This window comes from Streptomyces sp. NPDC048255, from assembly GCF_040652415.1.
Lineage (GTDB): Bacteria > Actinomycetota > Actinomycetes > Streptomycetales > Streptomycetaceae > Streptomyces.
Map to the genome: position 1 here is coordinate 23,443 of NZ_JBEZMA010000061.1, position 18,950 is coordinate 42,392.

Consider the following 18,950-nt stretch of genomic DNA (forward strand, 5'->3'; position numbering starts at 1 on the left):
GGTCCGCCTGTCCGCCCGGTTTGCCCGGCCGCCCGGCCGGTCTGCTCAGCAGGTGTCGCGCATCAGCTCGGCCAGACTGTGGTCCATGTCGAGGTAGAGGTGCTCCAGCCCCGGCGGCACCACGGTCGCGGCCCGTTCCAGGAAGCGGTGCAGCTCGGCCGTCGTCATCAGCACGATGGCGACGCCCTCGGGGGCGTGGAACTCGATCGTGGTGCGGTCGCCGTCGTACGGGCGCACCCGCACGTCACCGCTGCCCGAGGGGCGGTCCAGTCCGGATTCCAGCAGCTCGCGCGCGAAGGTCCACGAGACCTCGATGCCCTCGAGCGTGGCGGGGGCGGGGAAGGCCATGCGCACGGCGAAGGGATCGGCGCGGTCGTAGCAGAGGGTGACGGGCACGGTCTCGACCTTCGGCGCGGTGGCGACCAGACGGGCCTGAACGGCCTGCTCGATGACAGTGATCAAGGCTCACTCCCTTGCGGCGGATCTGCTGCCGGGCTGAGGGGTGGAGTCCGGCAACCGGATAGACGCCGGAATCGGCAAATCCGTGCATGCGAGATGACGTGAGCTGTGTCACCGATTGGCCGGATCCTGTCCGTGTGATCGCACAGAGTGACCGATCGAGGGAAGTGCACAAAGGCGGAACGATCAGTTCCGGGTGTCCCGGAACGGTCGCAGAAGGGCTGGTTACCGATCACTCCACAGGCCCAACGCGCAGCCCGAGTGCCCCGGCGGGCCCTCCCGCCCGGAGCCGGAGCGCGCCCGTCGGCGGTGCCGAGGCACCCTGGACGGCCGATCCGGGGTGCGTTAGCTTCCGGCGCCATGAGACTTCTGGGAGTTGGCATGTGCGCGGCGGTCTTGGCGATGGGGTTACTGGCGGCACCCGCCCAGGCGTCCCCGGCCGGTGGCACCGCCGAATTGCGCGGCGCGGGCTGGGCATTGAAGGACACCGGCAAGGAGGCCCGCTTCCGCGGGCTGGCCGCCGTCAGCCGGTCGACGGCCTGGGTGGCGGGCTCCAAGGGGACCGTCCTGCGCACGGTGGACGGCGGCCGCAGCTGGCGGGACGTCTCCCCGCCGGGCGCCGTCGCGGAGGCGCTGGAGCTCAGGGACATCGAGGCCTTCGACGCCCGGCGCGCGGTGGCCCTGTCCATCGGGGAGGGCGAGGCCTCCAGGGTGCTGCGGACCGAGGACGGCGGCGCCACCTGGACCGAGACCTTCCGCAACCCCGACCCGCGCGCCTTCTACGACTGCCTCACCTTCTTCGACGCCCGGCACGGGCTGGCGATGAGCGACCCGGTGGACGGGAAGTTCCGCATCCTGTCCACGGCGGACGGCGGACGCACCTGGCGGGTGCTGCCGAGCACCGGGATTCCGGAGGCCCTGCCCGGCGAAGCGGGATTCGCGGCCGGCGGCCAGTGCCTGGTCAGCGCCGGGCCGCGGGACGTCTGGCTGGCCACGGGCGGCGGGTCGGCCGCGCGGGTCCTGCACTCCGCGGACCGCGGCCTGACCTGGCGCGTCGCCGACTCCACCGTCCCCGCGGGCGACCCGGCGCGGGGGGTCTTCGCCCTGGCCTTCCGGGACCGTACGACGGGCCTCGCGGTCGGCGGCGACTACCGCACGGGCCGGCCCTCCCCGCAGGCCGCGGCCGTGTCCTCCGACGCCGGGCACACCTGGCGCCAGTCGGCGGCCCCGCCGCCTGCCTACCGCTCGGGCGCGGCCTGGTACCCGTACACCCGGGGCACGGCCCTCGCTGTCGGCCCGACCGGCACGGACGTGACGACCGACGGGGGCCGCAGCTGGCGCGCGCTGGACGCGGGCTCGTTCGACACCGTCGACTGCACGCCGGACGCGGCCTGCTGGGCGGCGGGGGAGAAGGGGCGGGTGGCCCGGCTGGAACGCCGCTGATCAGGGGGCGGGGGCGATCCGGTCCATCCCGGGGTAGCGGCCGGGCGTGAAGCCCGCCGCCCGGTAGACCGGCTCGCCGTCCGCGCTGGCGTGCAGCTGGACGTAGCCGATACCGAGGCCGCCGAGCCACTCCAGCAGTCCGTCGACGACGCGGCGTCCGTGGCCCCGGCCACGGGCCGCCGTGTCGGTCACGATGCCGTCGAGGTAGCCCCGGCGCCCGTCCGGCCAGGCCGGGCCCGGCAGGTGGTGGGTGATCCAGGCCAGGCCGCAGGCCAGCAGGGGCCCGCCGGGAGGGGCGCCGACGACCAGGCAGCGCACGGCGGGCCGCTCGCCGACCCGCTCTGCGAACCAGTCGTGCGCGATGGCCCGCCAGGCGGCGTCGCCCGGGCCCGGATCCACCCCCAGGCTCGCGAGGGCGACGGCGCGCAGCCGGACCAGCTCGGGTATGTCCGTGGCCTCGGCGCTGCGGGGAAGCATCCGGTCCTCCTAGGTGTATTGATCACCAGCGTTGTTAACGCTGGCCAGGTCTTGATCATGGCGAAGACCTCCGGTGTGGTGGAGGTGTCTAGGCTCCACACCGCACACGGAGGTCTTCGTGTCCCACCGTAATGCCCGGCTGACCGTTCACGGCAGGCGGATCCTGGTCGAACGCGTCCTGGCCGGCCGCCCAGTGGCGCATGTGGCGGCCGAGATGGGCATATCGCGGCCCACCGCCCACAAGTGGGTGCGCCGCTGGCGGGCCGAAGGCGAGGCCGGACTGCACGACCGGTCCAGCCGTCCCGGCCGCACACCGCACCGCACACCCGCAGCGACCGAGGCCGAGGCCTGCCGCCTGCGGACCGACCGCAAACTCGGGCCGGCCCGCATCGGCCCGATCCTGGGCCTGCCCGCCTCGACCGTCCACCGGATCCTGGTCCGCCACAACCTGAACCGTCTGGCCTTCCTCGACCGGCCCACCGGCCGGGTCATCCGCCGCTACGAACGGGCCCGGCCGGGCGAGCTGGTCCACGTGGACATCAAGAAGCTGGGCAACATCCCCGACGGCGGCGGTCACAAGGTCATGGACCGCCGGCAGGCGATGGACAACAAGATCGCCACCACCAGCCGGCGCAAGAGCTCCAAGCCGGTGATCGGCTACTCCTTCATCCACTCCGCCGTCGACGACCACTCCCGCCTTGCCTACAGCGAAGTCCTCTCCGACGAGCGCCAGCACACCGCGATCGCCTTCTGGCAGCGGGCACAGGCGTTCTTCGCCGCCCACGGCATCACCGTCGAGCGGGTCCTGACCGACAACGGCTCCTGCTACAAGTCCAAGCTGTTCACCCGAACCCTGACCGCGGCCGGCATCGCCCACAAGAAGATCCGGCCCTACCGGCCGCAGACCAACGGCAAGGTCGAACGCTTCAACCGCACCCTGCTCGACGAATGGGCCTACCAGCGGCCCTACACCTCGAACGACGAGCGAACCACGGCCCTGGCAGACTTCCTCCACACCTACAACCACCACCGCTGCCACACCGCACTGGGCGGACACCCACCCATCAGCCGCGTTAACAACGTTGCGGGTCAATACACCTAGGTCATGTCCTGCCGGTCAGGTGAGCGGGCTCTCCCGGACCGTCGCCAGGTCCGCCGAGGTCTTCGTGGCGATGAACTCCGTGATCCGGTAGGCGCAGACGCCCGCCACCGTGAAGGGGTCCTCGGACGCGATCTTCTCGATCTCCGCGCGGGAGACCCCGCCGGCCAGGATCACTCCTCCGTCGCGCGGGACCTTGCGGCCCGACGCGAGGAAGACGCCGGCCGCGTAGTGGCCGTCGAGCCAGGCGATGTGGGCGTCCATCTCCTCTTCGACGGCTTCGACGGGGGCGGTGTAGCTGAGCTCCATGACGAACATGATCGCCAGGCTACTCTCGCTCCATCATGACGAGTGCGAAGACCCCCGCCGACGAGGCCGAGGCCCGGGCGATACAGGACGAACTACGCCATCAGGTCGTGCTCACCGAGCCCGGCCCGCCGCCCGGCCAGGGCCTCGTCGCGGGGGTGGACGTGGCCTACGACGACGCCCGCGACCTGGTCGCCGCCGCGGCCGTGGTGCTCGACGCCGCGACCCTCGAGGTCGTGGAGGAGGCCACCGCCGTCGGACACGTCAGCTTCCCCTACGTGCCCGGCCTGCTCGCCTTCCGCGAGCTGCCGACCGTACTGGAGGCCCTCGACGCCCTCACCGCCGTGCCCGGCCTCGTCGTCTGCGACGGCTACGGGCTCGCGCACCCCCGCGGCTTCGGCCTCGCCTGCCACCTGGGGGTGGTCACCGGGCTGCCGGCCATCGGCGTCGCGAAGAACCCGTTCACCTTCACCTACGAGGAACCGGGCGCACGGCGCGGCGACCGGGCCGCGCTGCTCGCGGCCGACGGGACCGAGGTCGGGCGGGCACTGCGGACCCAGGACGGGATCAAGCCGGTGTACGTCTCCGTCGGCCACCGCGTCTCGCTGGACAACGCCTGCGCCCACGCCCTGGCCCTGAGCCCCCGCTTCCGGATCCCGGAGACCACGCGGCACGCGGACTCCCTGTGCCGCCGCGGCCTGCGCGAGGCCTCTTGACCGCAGTGGCTCGCGGTGCCCACGGCGTCGCCGCCCCGGCCCCCGCTGACCGCCCGGGTCAGCGGGAGTGCACCACCCGGAAGGTGATCCCGGCCCGCTGGAGGCGGGGCAGCAGCGCGTCGCCCATCGCCACCGCCGTCGTGAGCTGTCCCGCGGCCTCCGGTACGGGGTCGTAGGCCAGGCACAGCGCCGACTCGGCCAGCATCTTCGCCGTGTCGCCGTAGCCCGGGTCGCCGCCCGCGACCTCGGTCAACACCCGGCGCCCGCCGCCCTCGCCCACGAACCGCACCGTGAACCAGCTGCGTGCCCGGCGCTCCGCGTCCGGCCCCTGCCCGGGCTCCCAGCGGTTCATCAGCAGCCGCCGGGCGGGCGGGATCTGGGCCAGGGCCACCGTCGCGCCCAGCGCCGCCGTACCGCCCACCGCGACGGGGAGGTGCTTGACGGAGGCGTAGTGGCGGTAGCGGAAGTCCGGGCCGTACCGCTCCAGCGCGGCGGCCGACCGGGCCACGACCGCCGGGTCCAGCGTGGGCAGCGGCAGCGCCCAGGTGCCGGTCTCCCGGCTGAACCGCGGCGCTCCCACCGGCCCCCGCGCCCGGCGCCCCAGCAGCCGGGGCTCGTGCAGCCGGCGCGCCCGCGAGGCCGCGAGGGTCTGCGGGCCGCGGCTGAGCGCGGTGAGCGCCGAAGCCAGGGTCCCGCCCGAGAAGAGGGCGTTGGAGCGTACGAATCCGTCGACGGTCAGCGGGACCCCCTCGGGGAGCTGACGCACCGTGAAGTACGCCCCGAGGTCGGCCGGGACCGAGTCGAAACCGCAGGCGTGCACGAGCCGCGCGCCGGTCTCCCGGGCCCGCGCGTCGTGCTCGACGTACATCCGGTCCACGAACTCCGGCTCGCCGGTGAGGTCCACGTAGTCGGTGCCCGCCTCGGCGCAGGCGGCGACCAGCTCGGCGCCGTACCAGATGTACGGTCCCACGGTCGTGGCCAGCACCCGGGTGGACGCGGCCAGTTCGCGCACGGCCGCCGCGTCCCCGGCGTCCGCCCGCAGCAGCGGCAGCTTCGCGCAGGCCGGATCGAGGGCGGCCAGCCGCTCGCGCAGCCGTTCCAGTTTGGCGAGGTCCCGGCCCGCGAGGGCCCACCGGCAGCCGTCCGGTGCGTGCGCGGCGAGGTACTCGGCGGTCAGTGCTCCCACGAACCCCGTCGCGCCGAAGAGGACCACGTCGTAGGCCCGTTCCGGTGGGTCCTGCCGAACCTGTGCGTTCATGACCGCTCCTCCCAGCTGGTGTCGGTGGCTGAGGCTAGCGTGAGGACAGGCTGCCCGCGCGGGCAGGTGTGACCAGCGGTAGCAGGAGGCGTCATGAAGGCCGGGCAGGCTGCGGTGCGCAAGTGGGAGGCGGTGCGGGAGTTCGCCCTGGGGCTTCCGGAGGCCGTGGAGGACCACCCGTGGGGGCCGGAGGACTGCGTGATGAAGGTCAACAAGAAGATTTTCGTCTTCCTGGGCAGCGCGGACGGCCCCCAGGCGCCCGGCCTCTCCGTGAAGCTCAAGGACGAGGCGCTGCACGGGCACGCGATGACCGCGCCCGGTGCGGAGCCCACCGGGTACGGTCTGGGCCGGTCCGGCTGGGTCTCGGTGCCCCTGGGGGAGAAGGGGGCGCCTTCCCTCCAGGTGCTGTGCGAGTGGGTGGAGGAGAGCTACCGGACGGTGGCCCTGAAGCGGCACGTCAAGGAGCTGGACGCCCGGATCGAGGCAAACGGCTAAGCGCTTGCTCTTGTGCTGAGTGGGACACGTTCCTAGCATCGCTGGTGTTACATCAGTTGTGTCACACCGTGCGACCAACAACGCTGGGGGCTCGATGGCAGTGACAGGGAACGGCCCGCTCGCCGGAGTGCGCGTCGTCGAACTGGCGGGCATCGGCCCGGGCCCGTTCGCCGCGATGCTCCTCGCCGACCTGGGCGCGGACGTCGTCCGGGTGGACCGGCCCGGTGGTGGCGGGCTCGCGGTCGACCCGGCCTTCGACGTCACCAACCGCAACAAGCGGTCCGTCCTGGTCGACCTCAAGTCCGCCGAGGGCCCCGCCCGCGTGCTGGACCTGGTCGAACGGGCCGACGTCCTCATCGAGGGCTTCCGCCCCGGGGTCGCCGAGCGGCTCGGCGTCGGCCCGGCCGACTGCCACGCCCGCAACCCGAGGCTGGTCTACGGCCGGATGACCGGCTGGGGCCAGGAGGGCCCGCTCGCCCACGCCGCCGGGCACGACATCGCGTACATCGCCGTCACCGGCGCCCTGGGCATGATCGGCAGCCCGGACGGGCCCCCGGCCGTCCCCGCGAACCTGGTCGGGGACTACGCGGGCGGCTCGCTCTACCTGGTCATCGGCGTGCTCGCCGCCCTCCAGCACGCCCGCACCGCCGGCACCGGCCAGGTCGTCGACGCGGCCATCGTCGACGGCACCGCCCACCTCACCGCCATGATCCACGGCATGGTCGCGGCCGGCGGCTGGCAGGACCGCCGCGGGGTCAACCTCCTCGACGGCGGCTGCCCCTTCTACGGGACCTACGAGACCTCCGACGGCCTGTACATGGCGGTCGGCGCGCTGGAGCAGCAGTTCTACGACACCTTCGTGGAACTCCTCGGCATCGAGGACCGGGCCCCCGCCCGCAAGGACCTCGCCCGCTGGGGCGAGCTGCGCGAGGCCGTCGCCGCCCGCTTCAGGACCCGTACGCGCGAGGAGTGGACGGCGGTCTTCGAGGGCACCGACGCCTGCGTGGCCCCGGTGCTGTCGCTGCGCGAGGCCCCGCACCACCCGCACCTCGCCGCCCGCGGCACCTTCACCGACTTCGGCGGGATCACCCAGCCCGCGCCCGCCCCGCGGTTCTCGGCGACCCCGGCCGCCGTCACCAGCGGTCCCGCCCGGCCGGGCGCGGACGCCGCGTCCGTGGCCGCCGACTGGGACGTACCGGCCCTGCTCCCGAAGGAGGCCTGATGGAACTGTCCATGATGCTCGACTACGCGGGCGATCCGCGCCGCGCCGCCGACGAGGCGGCGGCGCTGGAGTCCGCCGGCCTGGACGCGGTCTGGGTGGCCGAGGCCTGGGGCTTCGACTCCCCGACGATCATGGGGTACCTGGCCGCCCGTACGGACCGGCTGAAGATCGGCTCGGCGATCCTCAACGTCTACTCGCGCACCCCCGGCCTGATCGCCCAGACCGCCGCCGGCCTGGACGCGCTCTCCGGCGGCCGGGCGATGCTGGGCCTGGGCGCCTCCGGACCGCAGGTCGTGGAGGGCTGGCACGGCAAGCCGTACGACAAGCCGCTCGGCCGGACCCGCGAGACGGTCGAACTGTGCCGCCGCATCTGGCGCCGCGAGACGATCGACCACCACGGCATCACGGACATGCCGCTGCCGCCCGGCAAGGGCGGCCGGCACGGCAAGCCGCTGAAGATCCTCACCGGCCCGGTCCGGGACGAGATCCCCGTGTACATCGCCTCGCTCGGCCCGGCCAACGTGCGCCTGACCGCCGAGATCGCCGACGGCTGGCTGCCCACCCTCTTCATCCCGGAGAAGGCCGGCGACGTGTGGGCGGCCCCCCTCGCCGAGGGCGCGGCCAAGCGGTCCCCGGAGCTGGGCCCGCTGCAGACGGTGGCGGGCGGCCTGCTCGCCATCGGCGCGGACGCCGCGGCCGTACGGGACCTCGCGCGACCGCAGATCGCGCTGTACGTCGGCGGGATGGGCGCGGTGGGGAAGAACTTCTACAACGACCTCGCCGTGGCCTACGGCTACGAGGAGGAGGCCCGGAAGATCCAGGAGCTCTACCTCTCCGGACGCAAGCGCGACGCCGCGGCCGCCGTCCCGGACGAGTTCTGCGAGCTGATGACGCTGTGCGGGCCCGAGGGCTACGTACGCGAACGCGTCGAGGCCTTCCGGGAGGCGGGTGTCACCATGCTCAACGTCACTCCGGTCGGCCCCGAGCCGGCCCGCCTGATCGAAACCGTCAAGAACTGGCTCTAGGGAGCCCTCCGATGAAGCGAGCCGTCCGATGAAGCGCCAGATCTTCGACGCCGACCACGAGGCGTTCCGCGAGACCGTCCGCACCTTCCTCACCAAGGAGGTGCTGCCGCACTACGAGCAGTGGGAGAAGGACGGCATCGTCAGCCGCGAGGCCTGGCTGGCCGCCGGCCGGCAGGGGCTGCTGGGCCTGGCCGTCCCGGAGGAGTACGGGGGCGGCGGGAACACCGACTTCCGGTACGCCGCCGTGATAGCCGAGGAGTTCACCCGCGCGGGCGCCCCGGGCCTCGCGATCGGCCTGCACAACGACATCATCGGGCCCTACCTCACCTCGCTCGCCACCGAGGAGCAGAAGCGCCGCTGGCTGCCCGGCTTCTGCTCCGGCGAGACGATCACCGCGATCGCCATGACCGAGCCGGGCGCGGGCTCGGACCTCCAGGGCATCCGTACGACCGCCGAGGACCGCGGCGACCACTGGGTGCTCAACGGCTCCAAGACCTTCATCTCCAACGGGATCCTCGCCGACCTGGTGATCGTGGTCGCGAAGACCACTCCGGAGGGCGGGGCGCACGGCCTGTCGCTGCTGGTCGTCGAGCGCGGCGCGGAGGGCTTCGAGCGCGGCCGCAACCTGGACAAGATCGGCCAGAAGGCCCAGGACACGGCCGAGCTGTTCTTCCACGACGTCCGCGTGCCGAAGGAGAACCTGCTCGGCGAGCTGAACGGCGCCTTCGTCCACCTGATGACCAATCTCGCGCAGGAGCGGATGGGCATCGCGATGGCAGGCATCGCCGCCGCCGAGTACCTGCTGGAGATCACCACGCAGTACGTCAAGGAGCGCGAGGCCTTCGGCCGACCGCTGTCCAAGCTCCAGCACATCCGGTTCGAGATCGCCGAGATGGCCACCGAGGTCGCCGTCACCCGCACCTTCCTCGACCGGTGCATCACCGACCACTCCGCCGGCGAGCTGGACCACGTGCACGCCTCGATGGCCAAGTGGTGGGCCACCGAGCTCCAGAAGCGCGTCGCGGACCGCTGCCTGCAACTGCACGGCGGTTACGGATACATGACCGAGTACCGGGTCGCGCGGGCCTTCACCGACGGCCGCATCCAGACCATCTACGGCGGCACGACCGAGATCATGAAAGAGATCATCGGCCGCTCCCTCCTCGGCTAACGCTCAGACTCCCCGAAAGGCTTGACCAGTGAGCACCGAAGCGTACGTATACGACGCGATCCGCACCCCGCGCGGCCGCGGCAAGGCCAATGGCTCCCTGCACGGCACCAAGCCGATCGACCTGGTCGTCGGCCTCATCCACGCCCTGCGCGAGCGCAACCCGGGACTCGACCCCGCCACCATCGACGACATCGTCCTCGGCGTCGTGGGTCCGGTCGGCGACCAGGGCTCCGACATCGCCCGGATCGCGGCCATCGCGGCCGGACTCCCGGACACCGTCGCGGGCGTACAGGAGAACCGCTTCTGTGCCTCCGGTCTCGAAGCCGTCAACCTGGCCGCCGCCAAGGTCCGCTCCGGCTGGGAGGACCTGGTCCTGGCGGGCGGCGTGGAGTCCATGTCCCGCGTCCCGATGGCCTCCGACGGCGGCGCCTGGTTCAACGACCCGATGACCAACTGGGACGTCAACTTCGTCCCGCAGGGCATCGGCGCCGACCTGATCGCCACCATCGAGGGATTCTCCCGGCGCGACGTGGACGAGTATGCCGCGCTTTCCCAGGAGCGGGCGGCCGCAGCCATCAAGGACGGCCGCTTCGCGAAGTCCGTGGTCCCGGTCACCGACCGCAACGGCCTGGTCGTCCTGGACCACGACGAGTTCGTCCGCCCGGGGACGACCGCCGACACCCTCGCCAAGCTGAAGCCCTCCTTCGCCGACATCGGCGAGCTCGGCGGCTTCGACGCCGTCGCCCTCCAGAAGTACCACTGGGTCGAGAAGATCGACCACGTCCACCACGCGGGCAACTCCTCCGGCATCGTGGACGGCGCCTCGCTCGTCGCCATCGGCTCCCGCGAGGCCGGCGAGCGCAACGGCCTGCGCCCCCGCGCCCGGATCGTCTCGGCCGCCGTGTCCGGCTCCGAGCCCACCATCATGCTCACCGGCCCCGCCCCCGCCACCCGCAAGGCCCTCGCCAAGGCGGGCCTGACCATCGACGACATCGACCTGGTCGAGATCAACGAGGCCTTCGCCGGCGTCGTCCTGCGCTTCGTGAAGGACATGGGCCTGTCGCTCGACAAGGTCAACGTCAACGGCGGCGCCATCGCGCTCGGCCACCCGCTCGGCGCCACCGGCGCGATGATCCTCGGCACGATCGTCGACGAGCTGGAGCGCCAGGACAAGCGCTACGGGCTCGTCACGCTCTGCGTCGGCGGCGGCATGGGTGTCGCCACCATCGTCGAGCGCCTCTGAAACGTCCTGTCCCCAGACCCCCTTCCGCACGGACCGACACGAAAGCAGTGACCATGAGCGAGTCCACCACGATCCGCTGGGAACAGGACGAGACCGGCGTCGTCACCCTGATCCTCGACGACCCCGACCAGTCCGCCAACACCATGAACCAGGCCTTCAAGGACTCCATCGCGGCCGTCGCCGACCGCGCCGAGGCCGAGAAGGACTCCATCCGCGGCATCGTCTTCACCTCCGCCAAGAAGACCTTCTTCGCGGGCGGCGACCTCAAGGACATGATCCGGCTGCGCCCCGAGCACGCGCAGCTGGCCTTCGACACCGGTACCGACATCAAGCGCTCGCTGCGCCGCATCGAAACCCTCGGCAAGCCCGTCGTCGCCGCCATCAACGGCGCGGCCCTGGGCGGCGGTTACGAGATCGCCCTCGCCTGCCACCACCGTGTCGCCCTCGACGCGCCCGGCTCCAAGATCGGCCTGCCCGAGGTCACCCTGGGCCTGCTCCCGGCCGGCGGCGGCGTCACCCGCACCGTGCGCCTCATGGGCATCGCCGACGCGCTGCTCAAGGTGCTGCTCCAGGGGACCCAGTACAACCCGCAGCGCGCCCTGGAGAACGGCCTGGTCCACGAACTGGCCGCGACCCCCGAGGAGATGCTCGCCAAGGCCCGCGCCTTCATCGACGCCAACCCCGAGTCGAAGCAGCCCTGGGACGTACCCGGCTACCGGATCCCCGGCGGCACGCCGTCGAACCCGAAGTTCGCCGCGAACCTGCCGGCCTTCCCCGCGAACCTGAAGAAGCAGCTGAACGGGGCCCCGTACCCGGCGCCGCGCAACATCCTGGCCTGCGCCGTCGAAGGCACCCAGGTGGACTTCGAGACCGCGCTGACCATCGAGGCCCGCTACTTCACCGAGCTGGTCACCGGGCAGACCGCCAAGAACATGATCCAGGCGTTCTTCTTCGACCTCCAGGCCGTCAACGCGGGCCGCAGCCGGCCGCAGGGCGTGGAGCCGCGCACGGTCCGCAAGGTGGCCGTCCTCGGCGCGGGCATGATGGGCGCGGGCATCGCCTACTCCTGCGCCCGCGCGGGCATCGAGGTGGTGCTCAAGGACGTCAGTGCCGAGGCCGCCGCCAAGGGGAAGGCGTACTCGCAGAAGCTCCTCGACAAGGCCGTCTCGCGGGGCCGTACGACCGAGGCCCAGCGCGAGGAGCTGCTCGCCCGGATCACCCCCACCGCCGACGCCGCCGACCTGGCGGGCTGCGACGCCGTCATCGAGGCCGTCTTCGAGGACACCGCCCTCAAGCACAAGGTGTTCCAGGAGATCCAGGACGTCATCGCACCCGACGCGCTGCTGTGCTCCAACACCTCCACCCTGCCGATCTCCGGGCTCGCGGAGGGCGTGAAGCGGCCCGCCGACTTCATCGGGCTGCACTTCTTCTCGCCCGTCGACAAGATGCCGCTCGTCGAGATCATCAAGGGGGAGCAGACCGGCGACGAGGCCATCGCCCGCGCCTTCGACCTGGTCCGCCAGATCAACAAGACCCCCATCGTGGTCAACGACTCCCGGGGCTTCTTCACCTCCCGGGTCATCGGCCAGTTCATCAACGAGGGTGTGGCGATGGTCGGCGAGGGCATCGAGCCCGCGTCCATCGAGCAGGCCGCCGCGCAGGCCGGCTACCCCGCCAAGGTGCTCTCGCTGATGGACGAGCTCACCCTCACCCTCCCGCGCAAGATCCGCAACGAGACCCGCAAGGCCTTCGAGGCCGAGGGCCGCGCGTGGGCCGAGCACCCCGCCGACGCCGTCATCGACCGGATGGTCGACGAGTTCGGCCGCCCGGGCCGCAGCGGCGGGGCCGGCTTCTACGCGTACGACGAGTCGGGCAAGCGCGCGGGCATCTGGCCGGGTCTGCGCGAGCACTTCGCCAGGCCGGGATACGAGATCCCCTTCGAGGACATGAAGGAGCGGATGCTCTTCGCCGAGGCCCTGGACACCGTCCGCTGTCTCGACGAGGGGGTCCTCACCTCGATCGCCGACGCCAACATCGGCTCCATCATGGGCATCGGCTTCCCGGCGTGGACCGGCGGCGTGATCCAGTACATCAACGGCTACGAGGGCGGCCTGCCGGGCTTCGTCGCACGTGCGCGTGCGCTGGCCGCGCAGTACGGCGAGCGCTTCGCGCCGCCCGCGTCGCTGGTCGCGAAGGCCGAGCGGGGCGAGACGTACGCCGACTAGCGCGGCCGTCCGGCCAGACGTACGCCGACCAGCGCGGCCGTCCCGGGCCCGTGACCCAGTGAGGGCGGGCCCGGGACATGCCGTTCCTACAGGTCGGCGCTGCTGAGGAACGCGAACACCCCGCGCTCCCCGGTCCCGTCCGGGGCGGACCAGCCGGCGAGCACCTGCCCGAGCATGCCCTCCGCGGTGGCGGCCTCGGTGCCCAGCACCCGGGTCACGGTCAGCTGCAGGACCGGCCCCTCCACGAACGCGCGGCCCACGGCTACGACGGTGGCCCCGGCGGTGTCCCTCACCTTGCCGGGGCCGGTGAGGCCATCCGGTACGCCCTTTGCGCCCTGGCCCGCGGTGCGGACGTCCACCGTCGGGTCGGGGGCATCGCTCGCGTTCTGGTCCTGCGCCGTGGTCCTGCCCGCCAGCAGCGCCAGCAACTGCTCGACCAGGACGGGGTCGTGGACGCCGTCGTAGATCCAGCGGCGGCCCAGCACCCCGTGCTCGGACGTGCCGATGAGGCCCTCCTCCGCGCCCTTCAGCGGGGCCCCGCGGTAGGTGAGCGGTACCTGGTAGGCGATCGGTGCGTCACCGGAGCCGTCCGTGACGACCATGAACTCGACCCCCACCTCGCCCTCGGGATCGTCCAGCCGGTAGCCACCGGCCTTGGAGAGCTGCGGAACGGCGCCCTCCCCGCCCCGGTACCAGGGCCGCGAGGGCAGCCAGCCGGAGAGGAGTTCGAGTTTGCCGGGGGACATGGTGGTGCGGTGAATGACTGCCATGGTCCGTCAACCTATCGGGGCGGCCCGGCGGTTGCCGCTCAGGCCCGGGGGCCGACGTCCGATGCCCGCCCAGGTGCCCCGGCCGGTCCTGGTTCCGGCACCGGCTCCGTCTCCGTCTCCGTCTCCGTCTCCGGTTCCGGTTCTGAGACGAACGCCGCCTTCAGTTCCTCCTTCAGCGAGCGCTGGAAGGCCGTCACCAGCGCCTGCACCACCATCGGCTGCATATGGGCGGACAGCGCCTTCATCGACTCCACCCGTTCCGGATCGCTCTCGCCCTCCCGGAACGGCCCCCACACCTCGTCCCGGAACAGAGCCGTCAGCTCGTGCGCCGCCGACCTGGTGTGCTCCATCAGCACCGTCCGGGCCGCCAGGATCGTCTCGTGCGCGATCGGTACGTCGAGCAGCGCGACGCCCAGCCGCAGCAGCCCCATGTCCACCCGGAAACCGTCCCCCGAGGCGGCGAGCACGCTCATGGCGGTCAGCCGCTTGATGTCGGTGTCCGAGAGCCCGCGCCCCGCCCGCTTCTCCAGCTCCGCCCGCGAGGCCTCCTGCGCCGCGTCCGGAGCCCAACTGGCCACCAGCGCCCGGTGGATGGCCAGGTCGTGCGCGCTCAGGTCGTCGGGCAGGGCGTCCAGGTACCGCTCGATGGCCGAGAGGGTCATGCCCTGGTGCTGCAACTCCTCGATCAGCGCCAGCCGGGACAGGTGCTCCGGGCCGTAGTGGCCCACCCGGCGGGGACCGATCACGGGAGGGGGCAAAAGCCCGCGCGTGCTGTAGAACCGTACGGTGCGGACGGTGACGCCCGCCCGGGCAGCCAGCTCGTCCACGGTGAGCATCGGCTCGGGTGCCTGGTCGGTCATCGTCTGCGCCTCGCTCTCTGCTCCACAGCTTGGGTTCAACAGTATTGCTGTCGCACCAACGATGTGAAACGGCCAGGAGCTGCCCATGACCACGAACCTGCGACTGCCCGGACGACCCGAGGAGCTCACCCTCCCCACCCTGCTGGCCCGCAACGCCGCCGAGTACGGGCACCTGCCCGCCCTCTCGTGGCGCTCCGGCCCCGAAGCGGCCCCGTGGACCACCCTCAGCTGGGCCGAGGTCCGCCGCGAGGTCGCCGTCCTCGCCTCCGGCTACCGAGCCCTCGGCGTCGAGCGCGGCGAACACGTCCTGCTGATGATGGGCAACCGCCCCGAGCACTGGCTCAGCGACCTCGCCCTCGTCCACCTCGGCGCCGTGCCCGTCACCGTCTACGGGACCTCCGCGCCCGAGCAGATCGCCCACATCGCCCGCCACAGCCGGGCCCGGCTCGCCGTCATCGAGGGCGCCCGCGAACTCGCCCGCTGGGAGCCGCTGCTGGCCGACGCCTCGGTGCCCCTGGAGCGGCTGGTCGTGGCCGAGGCCGCGGCCGCCGGCCCGCACCGGGCGTACGCCTCCCTGTACGTGAGCGGAGTCCGGATGGAGGGCGCCGACGCCTTCGAAAAGGCCTGGCTGGACCCGGAGAACCAGTTCTGGCGGCCCGAGGACCCGCTGACCGTCGTCTACACCTCGGGCACCACCGGTGACCCCAAGGGCGTCCGGCTGACCCACCGCAACCTCATGCTCCAGTCCGTCCGCCTCGACCGGCACGTGGAGCTGCCCGAGCACGCCGAGCACCTGTGCTACCTCCCCTTCGCGCACATCGCCGAGCGGATCCTCGGCATCTACCTGCCGCTGCTGCGGGCCGCGCACGTGCGCCTGTGCGCCGACCCGACCGCCGTGTCCGCCGCTGTCCGCGAGCTGCACCCGGTGCAGTTCTTCGGCGTGCCCCGGGTGTGGGAGAAGCTCGCCGCCTCCGTACGGGCGGTCCTGGCGCGGCTCCCCGAGGAGCAGCGCGCCGCCATCGAGGCCGCGAACGACCTGGCCCGCACGCGCGCCGGGCACCTGGAGCGGGGCGAGGAGGTGCCGGCCGCGCTCGAAGCCTCGTACACCCGCACCAAGGAGCGGGTGCTGGACCCGCTGCTGGGCCTGGCGGGGCTGGACCGCCTGGTGTGGACGGCCAGCGCCACCGCGCCGATGCCGATCGACGTGGTCCGCTTCTGGGCGGGCTGGGGCATCACGATCCTGGACGCCTGGGGGCTGACCGAGACCTCCGGGGTGTGCACGGTCAACAGCCCGGACGGGTTCCGGCTCGGCTCGGTGGGCCGCCCGATCGAGGGGCTGGAGCTGAAGCTCGCCGGGGACGGGGAGATCCTCACCCGCGGTGCGACCGTCTTCGGCGGCTATCTGCGGGCCGACGGCACCCTGGAGGACGCGGCCGACGCCGACGGCTGGTTCCCGACCGGGGACATCGGACGGCTCGACGAGGACGGGTTCCTCTGGCTGACCGACCGCAAGAAGGAGCTGATCATCACCTCGAACGGCAAGAACGTCTCGCCGGCGCTGGTGGAGAACACGGTCAAGGAGCACCCGCTGATCGGGCAGGCGCTGGTCCACGGGGACGGCCGCTCCTACCTCGTGGCCCTGCTGGTCCTGGACACGGAACTGGCCCCGGCCTGGGCCGCGGCGCGCGGTATCGACGCCGCCTCCCCGGGCGAGCTCGCCGCGCACCCCGCGGTGCGCGAGGAGATCGCCCGCGCCGTGGAGGCGGCCAACGCCCGACTCAACCGCACCGAGCAGATCAAGAGGTACCGGCTGCTGACGGAGGAGTGGGGCCCCGAGACCGGGGAGCTCACCCCCTCGCTGAAACTCCGCCGCCGGGTGATCCGCGACAAGTACGGCGCGCTGATCGACGGCCTCTACGAGGGCCCGTACGAGGGCCCGTACGAGGAGCGGCAGCCGTAGCCCGAACGGCCCTGTCCGCCAACGCCCCGGCCCGGTCTTTGCGGAGACGGTGGGTCGGGGCGTTGCCGTGTCCGGCCGACGGGGGGATGTGCGGGCCGGGACGGTCGGTGTCCCTCGGCACGCCGGCCGGGGTTGCTTATCAAACGGGTCGACCCGTATCATAAATCCTATGAGCTCCTTTCCGTCCTCCAGGGGACGTCCCAGGGATCCCCGCTCGCACGAGGCGATCGTCAGCGCCACCACAGAGCTGCTGATCGAGGTCGGCTACGCCGCGACGTCGATCGGAGCGGTGGCCACCCGTGCCGGTGTCGGCAAGGACACGGTCTACCGGAGGTGGCGGGGCAAGCCGGAGTTGGTCTTCGAGGCGGTGTTCACGACCACCGACCACGCTCCGGTCCCAGACACCGGAACACTGGCCGGGGACCTGACCGCACTGCTGCGGGACCTGATAGACGAGTTCCACGCACCTGCGGCCGCAGCGGCCCTCCCGGGGCTGCTCGCCGACTTCGCCGCCGATCCGGTGCTGAAGGCGCGCATCCGCAGTGACTTCCTGGCCCCGTCGAAGGAGCGGCTGCTGATCGTCTTCGAGCGCGCCGCGGCGCGCGGGGAGATCGCGGCCGACACGCCCGTGGATCTGGTCCTGGACACGCTGGCAGGAGCCGTGTTCTTCCACGTCGGCCTGGTCGGGGAACACCCCGACCCTCAGCTGGCCGGCCGGCTGGCTGCTGTCATGGCCAAGGGAATCGAGATCCGATGAACGGCTGGCTTCTCACAGCGGGCATCACCGCGGCCGGTGTGGCCGCAGCGCACATCGTCGGCGGGCACCGGGATGTGGTCCGCCCGCTGCTGTCCAGCGGACTCGCAGACGAACCCAAACGCGTTCTTCATGCCGTGTGGCACATGGTGAGCATCGACCTGGTGCTCTCCGCAGCCGCCTTGGTCTACCTCGCACTGGCGGACGGTACGTCAGGGACCGGTTTGGTGGCGTGGTTCGTGGCTGCGCACTTCGTCGCGTACGCAGGCGCCTTCCTGGTCGTGACGCTGTCGGTCGGCTGGCCGAAGCCACTGCTCCGGCTGCCCCAGTGGATTCTGCTCCTGCCCGTCGCGGTCCTGACAGCGGCGGGCGCCGCGTAGCGCCGGGTACCGGACTGGCGGCTTCGCGGCCCGGACGCACGAAGGCGCCCCCTCCCGCCCGAGGCTCGGTGGTGCCGGTGTGGGCTCCGGCGGATGAGGTGTCCGCTGGGGAGCCCACGACCGGCTGAAGGCCGATCCGACTACGAGGGCCGCGTCAGCGGCCGATGACCGGGTAGTGGTCCGAGAGGTTGGTGTAGGTGTAGGAGGTGCCCCAGCTGGAGACCGTCCAGGGCGCCGACTCCTCCTTCACCACGTTGTTCTCCCAGCCCGCCGGGCGGGCGTTGCCCTTGCGGTAGAGGACGTAGTCCAGGTCCTCGCGCGGGTCGGTGGGGTAGCGGTACTTCGCTATCGAGTTCAGGGCGGTGTCGAAGGAGTACGTGTGCCCCGTCCGCGAGTCGGAGTCCGCCAGGTCGGCGTCGGCGAGCATGGACGCGAGCTCGGGGGTGCGCGAGTCGACGTTCATGTCGCCCGCCACGATGACCTGCTCGCTCGCCGGGATGTTCTTGCCGTCCAGGAAGGCGTCGATCGCGCGGAACTGGCGGGAGCGCATCTGCGCAGCCTCGCCCGCGCCGCAGCCCGGGTCGGTGGACTGTGCGTGGGTGCCGACCACGTGCACCTTGGCGCCGTTCACGTTCAGCACGACGTAGGCGAAGCCCTTGTTGGACCACCAGTCGGCGCCGCAGGCGTCCTTGTAGACCACCTGCTCCTTGCGCACGATCGGCCACTTGCTGAGGATCGTGACACCGCCGTCCTCCGGGGTGGTGGCGGAGTAGGCGCCGCCCGTCGCGTCCCAGCCGCTCTTGCTGCGGCCGACGACGGGGGTCTGGTACGGGTACTGGGCGGCCGAGTTGGCCTTCAGCGCGTCCGAGGCGGCGTTGTCGAAGGCCTCCTGGATCACGACCACGTCGTGGCCCTGGTAGAAGGAGGTCTTGGGGATCTCCGCCGCCCGGTGGTCCTGGCCCCAGTTCGGGTACAGGTTCTTGCTCATCAGGAACACGTTGTACGACAGGACGCTCAGCCGCGGGGCGGCGGCCTCGGCCGCAGCGGTGGCCGAGGGCGCGGCCGTGGCGGCGGGCGCGGCCGTGGC

Annotated in this window: 19 protein-coding genes; 12 read left to right on the forward strand and 7 right to left on the reverse strand. The window is 72.2% G+C overall.

Going from position 1 to position 18,950, the window contains the following annotated elements:
- Positions 1 to 45 precede the first annotated feature (45 nt).
- Entirely contained in the window at positions 46 to 462 is a 417-nt protein-coding gene (locus tag AB0D94_RS31585; protein WP_362058965.1) for an SsgA family sporulation/cell division regulator, read from the reverse strand.
- A 399-nt stretch (positions 463 to 861) separates the two neighbouring features.
- Here AB0D94_RS31585 and AB0D94_RS31590 point away from each other — a divergent pair, with 399 nt between their 5' ends.
- Complete coding sequence (locus AB0D94_RS31590) at positions 862 to 1,902, forward strand: oxidoreductase (RefSeq protein ID WP_362058968.1); 1,041 nt, start codon at positions 862 to 864, stop codon at positions 1,900 to 1,902.
- Here AB0D94_RS31590 and AB0D94_RS31595 read toward each other — a convergent pair whose 3' ends face one another.
- Entirely contained in the window at positions 1,903 to 2,379 is a 477-nt protein-coding gene (locus AB0D94_RS31595) for a GNAT family N-acetyltransferase (protein WP_362058971.1), read from the reverse strand.
- Between the two features lie 118 nt (positions 2,380 to 2,497).
- Between AB0D94_RS31595 and AB0D94_RS31600 the strand changes: the two genes are divergently transcribed.
- On the forward strand, positions 2,498 to 3,481 hold the full coding sequence (locus AB0D94_RS31600; protein WP_362058974.1) for an IS481 family transposase: 984 nt from the start codon (positions 2,498 to 2,500) through the stop codon (positions 3,479 to 3,481).
- Positions 3,482 to 3,496: 15 nt separating this feature from the next.
- On the opposite strand, the gene AB0D94_RS31605 is transcribed toward AB0D94_RS31600, so the two are convergent.
- On the reverse strand, positions 3,497 to 3,796 hold the full coding sequence (locus tag AB0D94_RS31605) for a YciI family protein (protein ID WP_362058977.1): 300 nt from the start codon (positions 3,794 to 3,796) through the stop codon (positions 3,497 to 3,499).
- A gap of 26 nt (positions 3,797 to 3,822) precedes the next feature.
- Between AB0D94_RS31605 and AB0D94_RS31610 the strand changes: the two genes are divergently transcribed.
- Complete coding sequence (locus AB0D94_RS31610; RefSeq protein WP_362058980.1) at positions 3,823 to 4,500, forward strand: endonuclease V; 678 nt, start codon at positions 3,823 to 3,825, stop codon at positions 4,498 to 4,500.
- Positions 4,501 to 4,558: 58 nt separating this feature from the next.
- Here the strand turns inward: AB0D94_RS31610 and AB0D94_RS31615 are convergent, their stop codons facing one another.
- Positions 4,559 to 5,758: a saccharopine dehydrogenase NADP-binding domain-containing protein gene (locus AB0D94_RS31615; protein WP_362058983.1), complete on the reverse strand. Its 1,200-nt coding sequence runs from the start codon at positions 5,756 to 5,758 to the stop codon at positions 4,559 to 4,561.
- Positions 5,759 to 5,851: 93 nt separating this feature from the next.
- Here AB0D94_RS31615 and AB0D94_RS31620 point away from each other — a divergent pair, with 93 nt between their 5' ends.
- From AB0D94_RS31620 to AB0D94_RS31645, 6 genes are all read left to right on the forward strand, one after another.
- Positions 5,852 to 6,253, forward strand: coding sequence for an MmcQ/YjbR family DNA-binding protein (locus tag AB0D94_RS31620; RefSeq protein ID WP_362058986.1), 402 nt, complete (start codon positions 5,852 to 5,854; stop codon positions 6,251 to 6,253).
- A 94-nt stretch (positions 6,254 to 6,347) separates the two neighbouring features.
- Positions 6,348 to 7,475 carry a CaiB/BaiF CoA-transferase family protein gene (locus AB0D94_RS31625; protein ID WP_362058989.1) on the forward strand — a complete coding sequence of 376 codons (1,128 nt, stop codon included), beginning with the start codon at positions 6,348 to 6,350 and terminating at the stop codon, positions 7,473 to 7,475.
- Entirely contained in the window at positions 7,475 to 8,500 is a 1,026-nt protein-coding gene (locus AB0D94_RS31630) for an LLM class F420-dependent oxidoreductase (RefSeq protein ID WP_362058992.1), read from the forward strand. The genes AB0D94_RS31625 and AB0D94_RS31630 overlap by 1 nt, the downstream gene beginning before the upstream one ends.
- 28 nt (positions 8,501 to 8,528) lie before the next feature.
- Positions 8,529 to 9,671, forward strand: coding sequence for an acyl-CoA dehydrogenase family protein (locus AB0D94_RS31635; RefSeq protein ID WP_362058995.1), 1,143 nt, complete (start codon positions 8,529 to 8,531; stop codon positions 9,669 to 9,671).
- Positions 9,672 to 9,699: 28 nt separating this feature from the next.
- Positions 9,700 to 10,914 (forward strand): acetyl-CoA C-acetyltransferase, encoded by a 1,215-nt coding sequence (locus tag AB0D94_RS31640; RefSeq protein ID WP_362058998.1) that lies wholly within the window; start codon positions 9,700 to 9,702, stop codon positions 10,912 to 10,914.
- Positions 10,915 to 10,967: 53 nt separating this feature from the next.
- Positions 10,968 to 13,139: a 3-hydroxyacyl-CoA dehydrogenase NAD-binding domain-containing protein gene (locus AB0D94_RS31645; RefSeq protein ID WP_362059001.1), complete on the forward strand. Its 2,172-nt coding sequence runs from the start codon at positions 10,968 to 10,970 to the stop codon at positions 13,137 to 13,139.
- Positions 13,140 to 13,225: 86 nt separating this feature from the next.
- On the opposite strand, the gene AB0D94_RS31650 is transcribed toward AB0D94_RS31645, so the two are convergent.
- Both AB0D94_RS31650 and AB0D94_RS31655 read right to left on the reverse strand, forming a co-directional pair.
- Complete coding sequence (locus AB0D94_RS31650) at positions 13,226 to 13,909, reverse strand: 1,4-alpha-glucan branching protein (RefSeq protein WP_362059004.1); 684 nt, start codon at positions 13,907 to 13,909, stop codon at positions 13,226 to 13,228.
- A gap of 38 nt (positions 13,910 to 13,947) precedes the next feature.
- Positions 13,948 to 14,769: a MerR family transcriptional regulator gene (locus AB0D94_RS31655; protein WP_362059007.1), complete on the reverse strand. Its 822-nt coding sequence runs from the start codon at positions 14,767 to 14,769 to the stop codon at positions 13,948 to 13,950.
- An 85-nt stretch (positions 14,770 to 14,854) separates the two neighbouring features.
- On the opposite strand from AB0D94_RS31655, the gene AB0D94_RS31660 reads away from it, so the two are divergent.
- The 3 genes from AB0D94_RS31660 to AB0D94_RS31670 all read left to right on the forward strand — a co-directional run bounded on the left by AB0D94_RS31660 (position 14,855) and on the right by AB0D94_RS31670 (position 17,863).
- A complete protein-coding gene (locus tag AB0D94_RS31660; protein ID WP_362059010.1) occupies positions 14,855 to 16,729 on the forward strand; it encodes an AMP-dependent synthetase/ligase in 1,875 nt (624 codons plus the stop codon).
- Positions 16,730 to 16,898: 169 nt separating this feature from the next.
- The gene (locus AB0D94_RS31665) at positions 16,899 to 17,486 is read left to right on the forward strand and encodes a TetR/AcrR family transcriptional regulator (protein WP_362059013.1); all 588 of its coding nucleotides are present in this window, start codon (positions 16,899 to 16,901) and stop codon (positions 17,484 to 17,486) included.
- Positions 17,483 to 17,863, forward strand: a complete 381-nt coding sequence (locus AB0D94_RS31670) for a hypothetical protein (protein ID WP_362059016.1) — start codon at positions 17,483 to 17,485, stop codon at positions 17,861 to 17,863. The genes AB0D94_RS31665 and AB0D94_RS31670 overlap by 4 nt, the downstream gene beginning before the upstream one ends.
- A 154-nt stretch (positions 17,864 to 18,017) precedes the next feature.
- Here AB0D94_RS31670 and sph read toward each other — a convergent pair.
- Positions 18,018 to 18,950, reverse strand: a 933-nt coding sequence (gene sph / locus AB0D94_RS31675) for a sphingomyelin phosphodiesterase (RefSeq protein ID WP_362059019.1), incomplete at its 5' end; no start/stop codon positions are given.

What these genes read in the sequence shown, in the direction of transcription:
- AB0D94_RS31590 (WP_362058968.1), top strand. Translation starts at nt 862, where the DNA reads ATGGGGTTACTGGCGGCACCCGCCCAGGCGTCCCCGGCCGGTGGCACC.
- AB0D94_RS31595 (WP_362058971.1), bottom strand. Translation starts at nt 2,379, where the DNA reads ATGCTTCCCCGCAGCGCCGAGGCCACGGACATACCCGAGCTGGTCCGG.
- AB0D94_RS31605 (WP_362058977.1), bottom strand. Translation starts at nt 3,796, where the DNA reads ATGTTCGTCATGGAGCTCAGCTACACCGCCCCCGTCGAAGCCGTCGAA.
- AB0D94_RS31610 (WP_362058980.1), top strand. Translation starts at nt 3,823, where the DNA reads ATGACGAGTGCGAAGACCCCCGCCGACGAGGCCGAGGCCCGGGCGATA.
- AB0D94_RS31615 (WP_362058983.1), bottom strand. Translation starts at nt 5,758, where the DNA reads ATGAACGCACAGGTTCGGCAGGACCCACCGGAACGGGCCTACGACGTG.
- AB0D94_RS31620 (WP_362058986.1), top strand. Translation starts at nt 5,852, where the DNA reads ATGAAGGCCGGGCAGGCTGCGGTGCGCAAGTGGGAGGCGGTGCGGGAG.
- AB0D94_RS31625 (WP_362058989.1), top strand. Translation starts at nt 6,348, where the DNA reads ATGGCAGTGACAGGGAACGGCCCGCTCGCCGGAGTGCGCGTCGTCGAA.
- AB0D94_RS31630 (WP_362058992.1), top strand. Translation starts at nt 7,475, where the DNA reads ATGGAACTGTCCATGATGCTCGACTACGCGGGCGATCCGCGCCGCGCC.
- AB0D94_RS31635 (WP_362058995.1), top strand. Translation starts at nt 8,529, where the DNA reads ATGAAGCGCCAGATCTTCGACGCCGACCACGAGGCGTTCCGCGAGACC.
- AB0D94_RS31645 (WP_362059001.1), top strand. Translation starts at nt 10,968, where the DNA reads ATGAGCGAGTCCACCACGATCCGCTGGGAACAGGACGAGACCGGCGTC.
- AB0D94_RS31650 (WP_362059004.1), bottom strand. Translation starts at nt 13,909, where the DNA reads ATGGCAGTCATTCACCGCACCACCATGTCCCCCGGCAAACTCGAACTC.
- AB0D94_RS31655 (WP_362059007.1), bottom strand. Translation starts at nt 14,769, where the DNA reads ATGACCGACCAGGCACCCGAGCCGATGCTCACCGTGGACGAGCTGGCT.
- AB0D94_RS31660 (WP_362059010.1), top strand. Translation starts at nt 14,855, where the DNA reads ATGACCACGAACCTGCGACTGCCCGGACGACCCGAGGAGCTCACCCTC.
- AB0D94_RS31665 (WP_362059013.1), top strand. Translation starts at nt 16,899, where the DNA reads ATGAGCTCCTTTCCGTCCTCCAGGGGACGTCCCAGGGATCCCCGCTCG.
- AB0D94_RS31670 (WP_362059016.1), top strand. Translation starts at nt 17,483, where the DNA reads ATGAACGGCTGGCTTCTCACAGCGGGCATCACCGCGGCCGGTGTGGCC.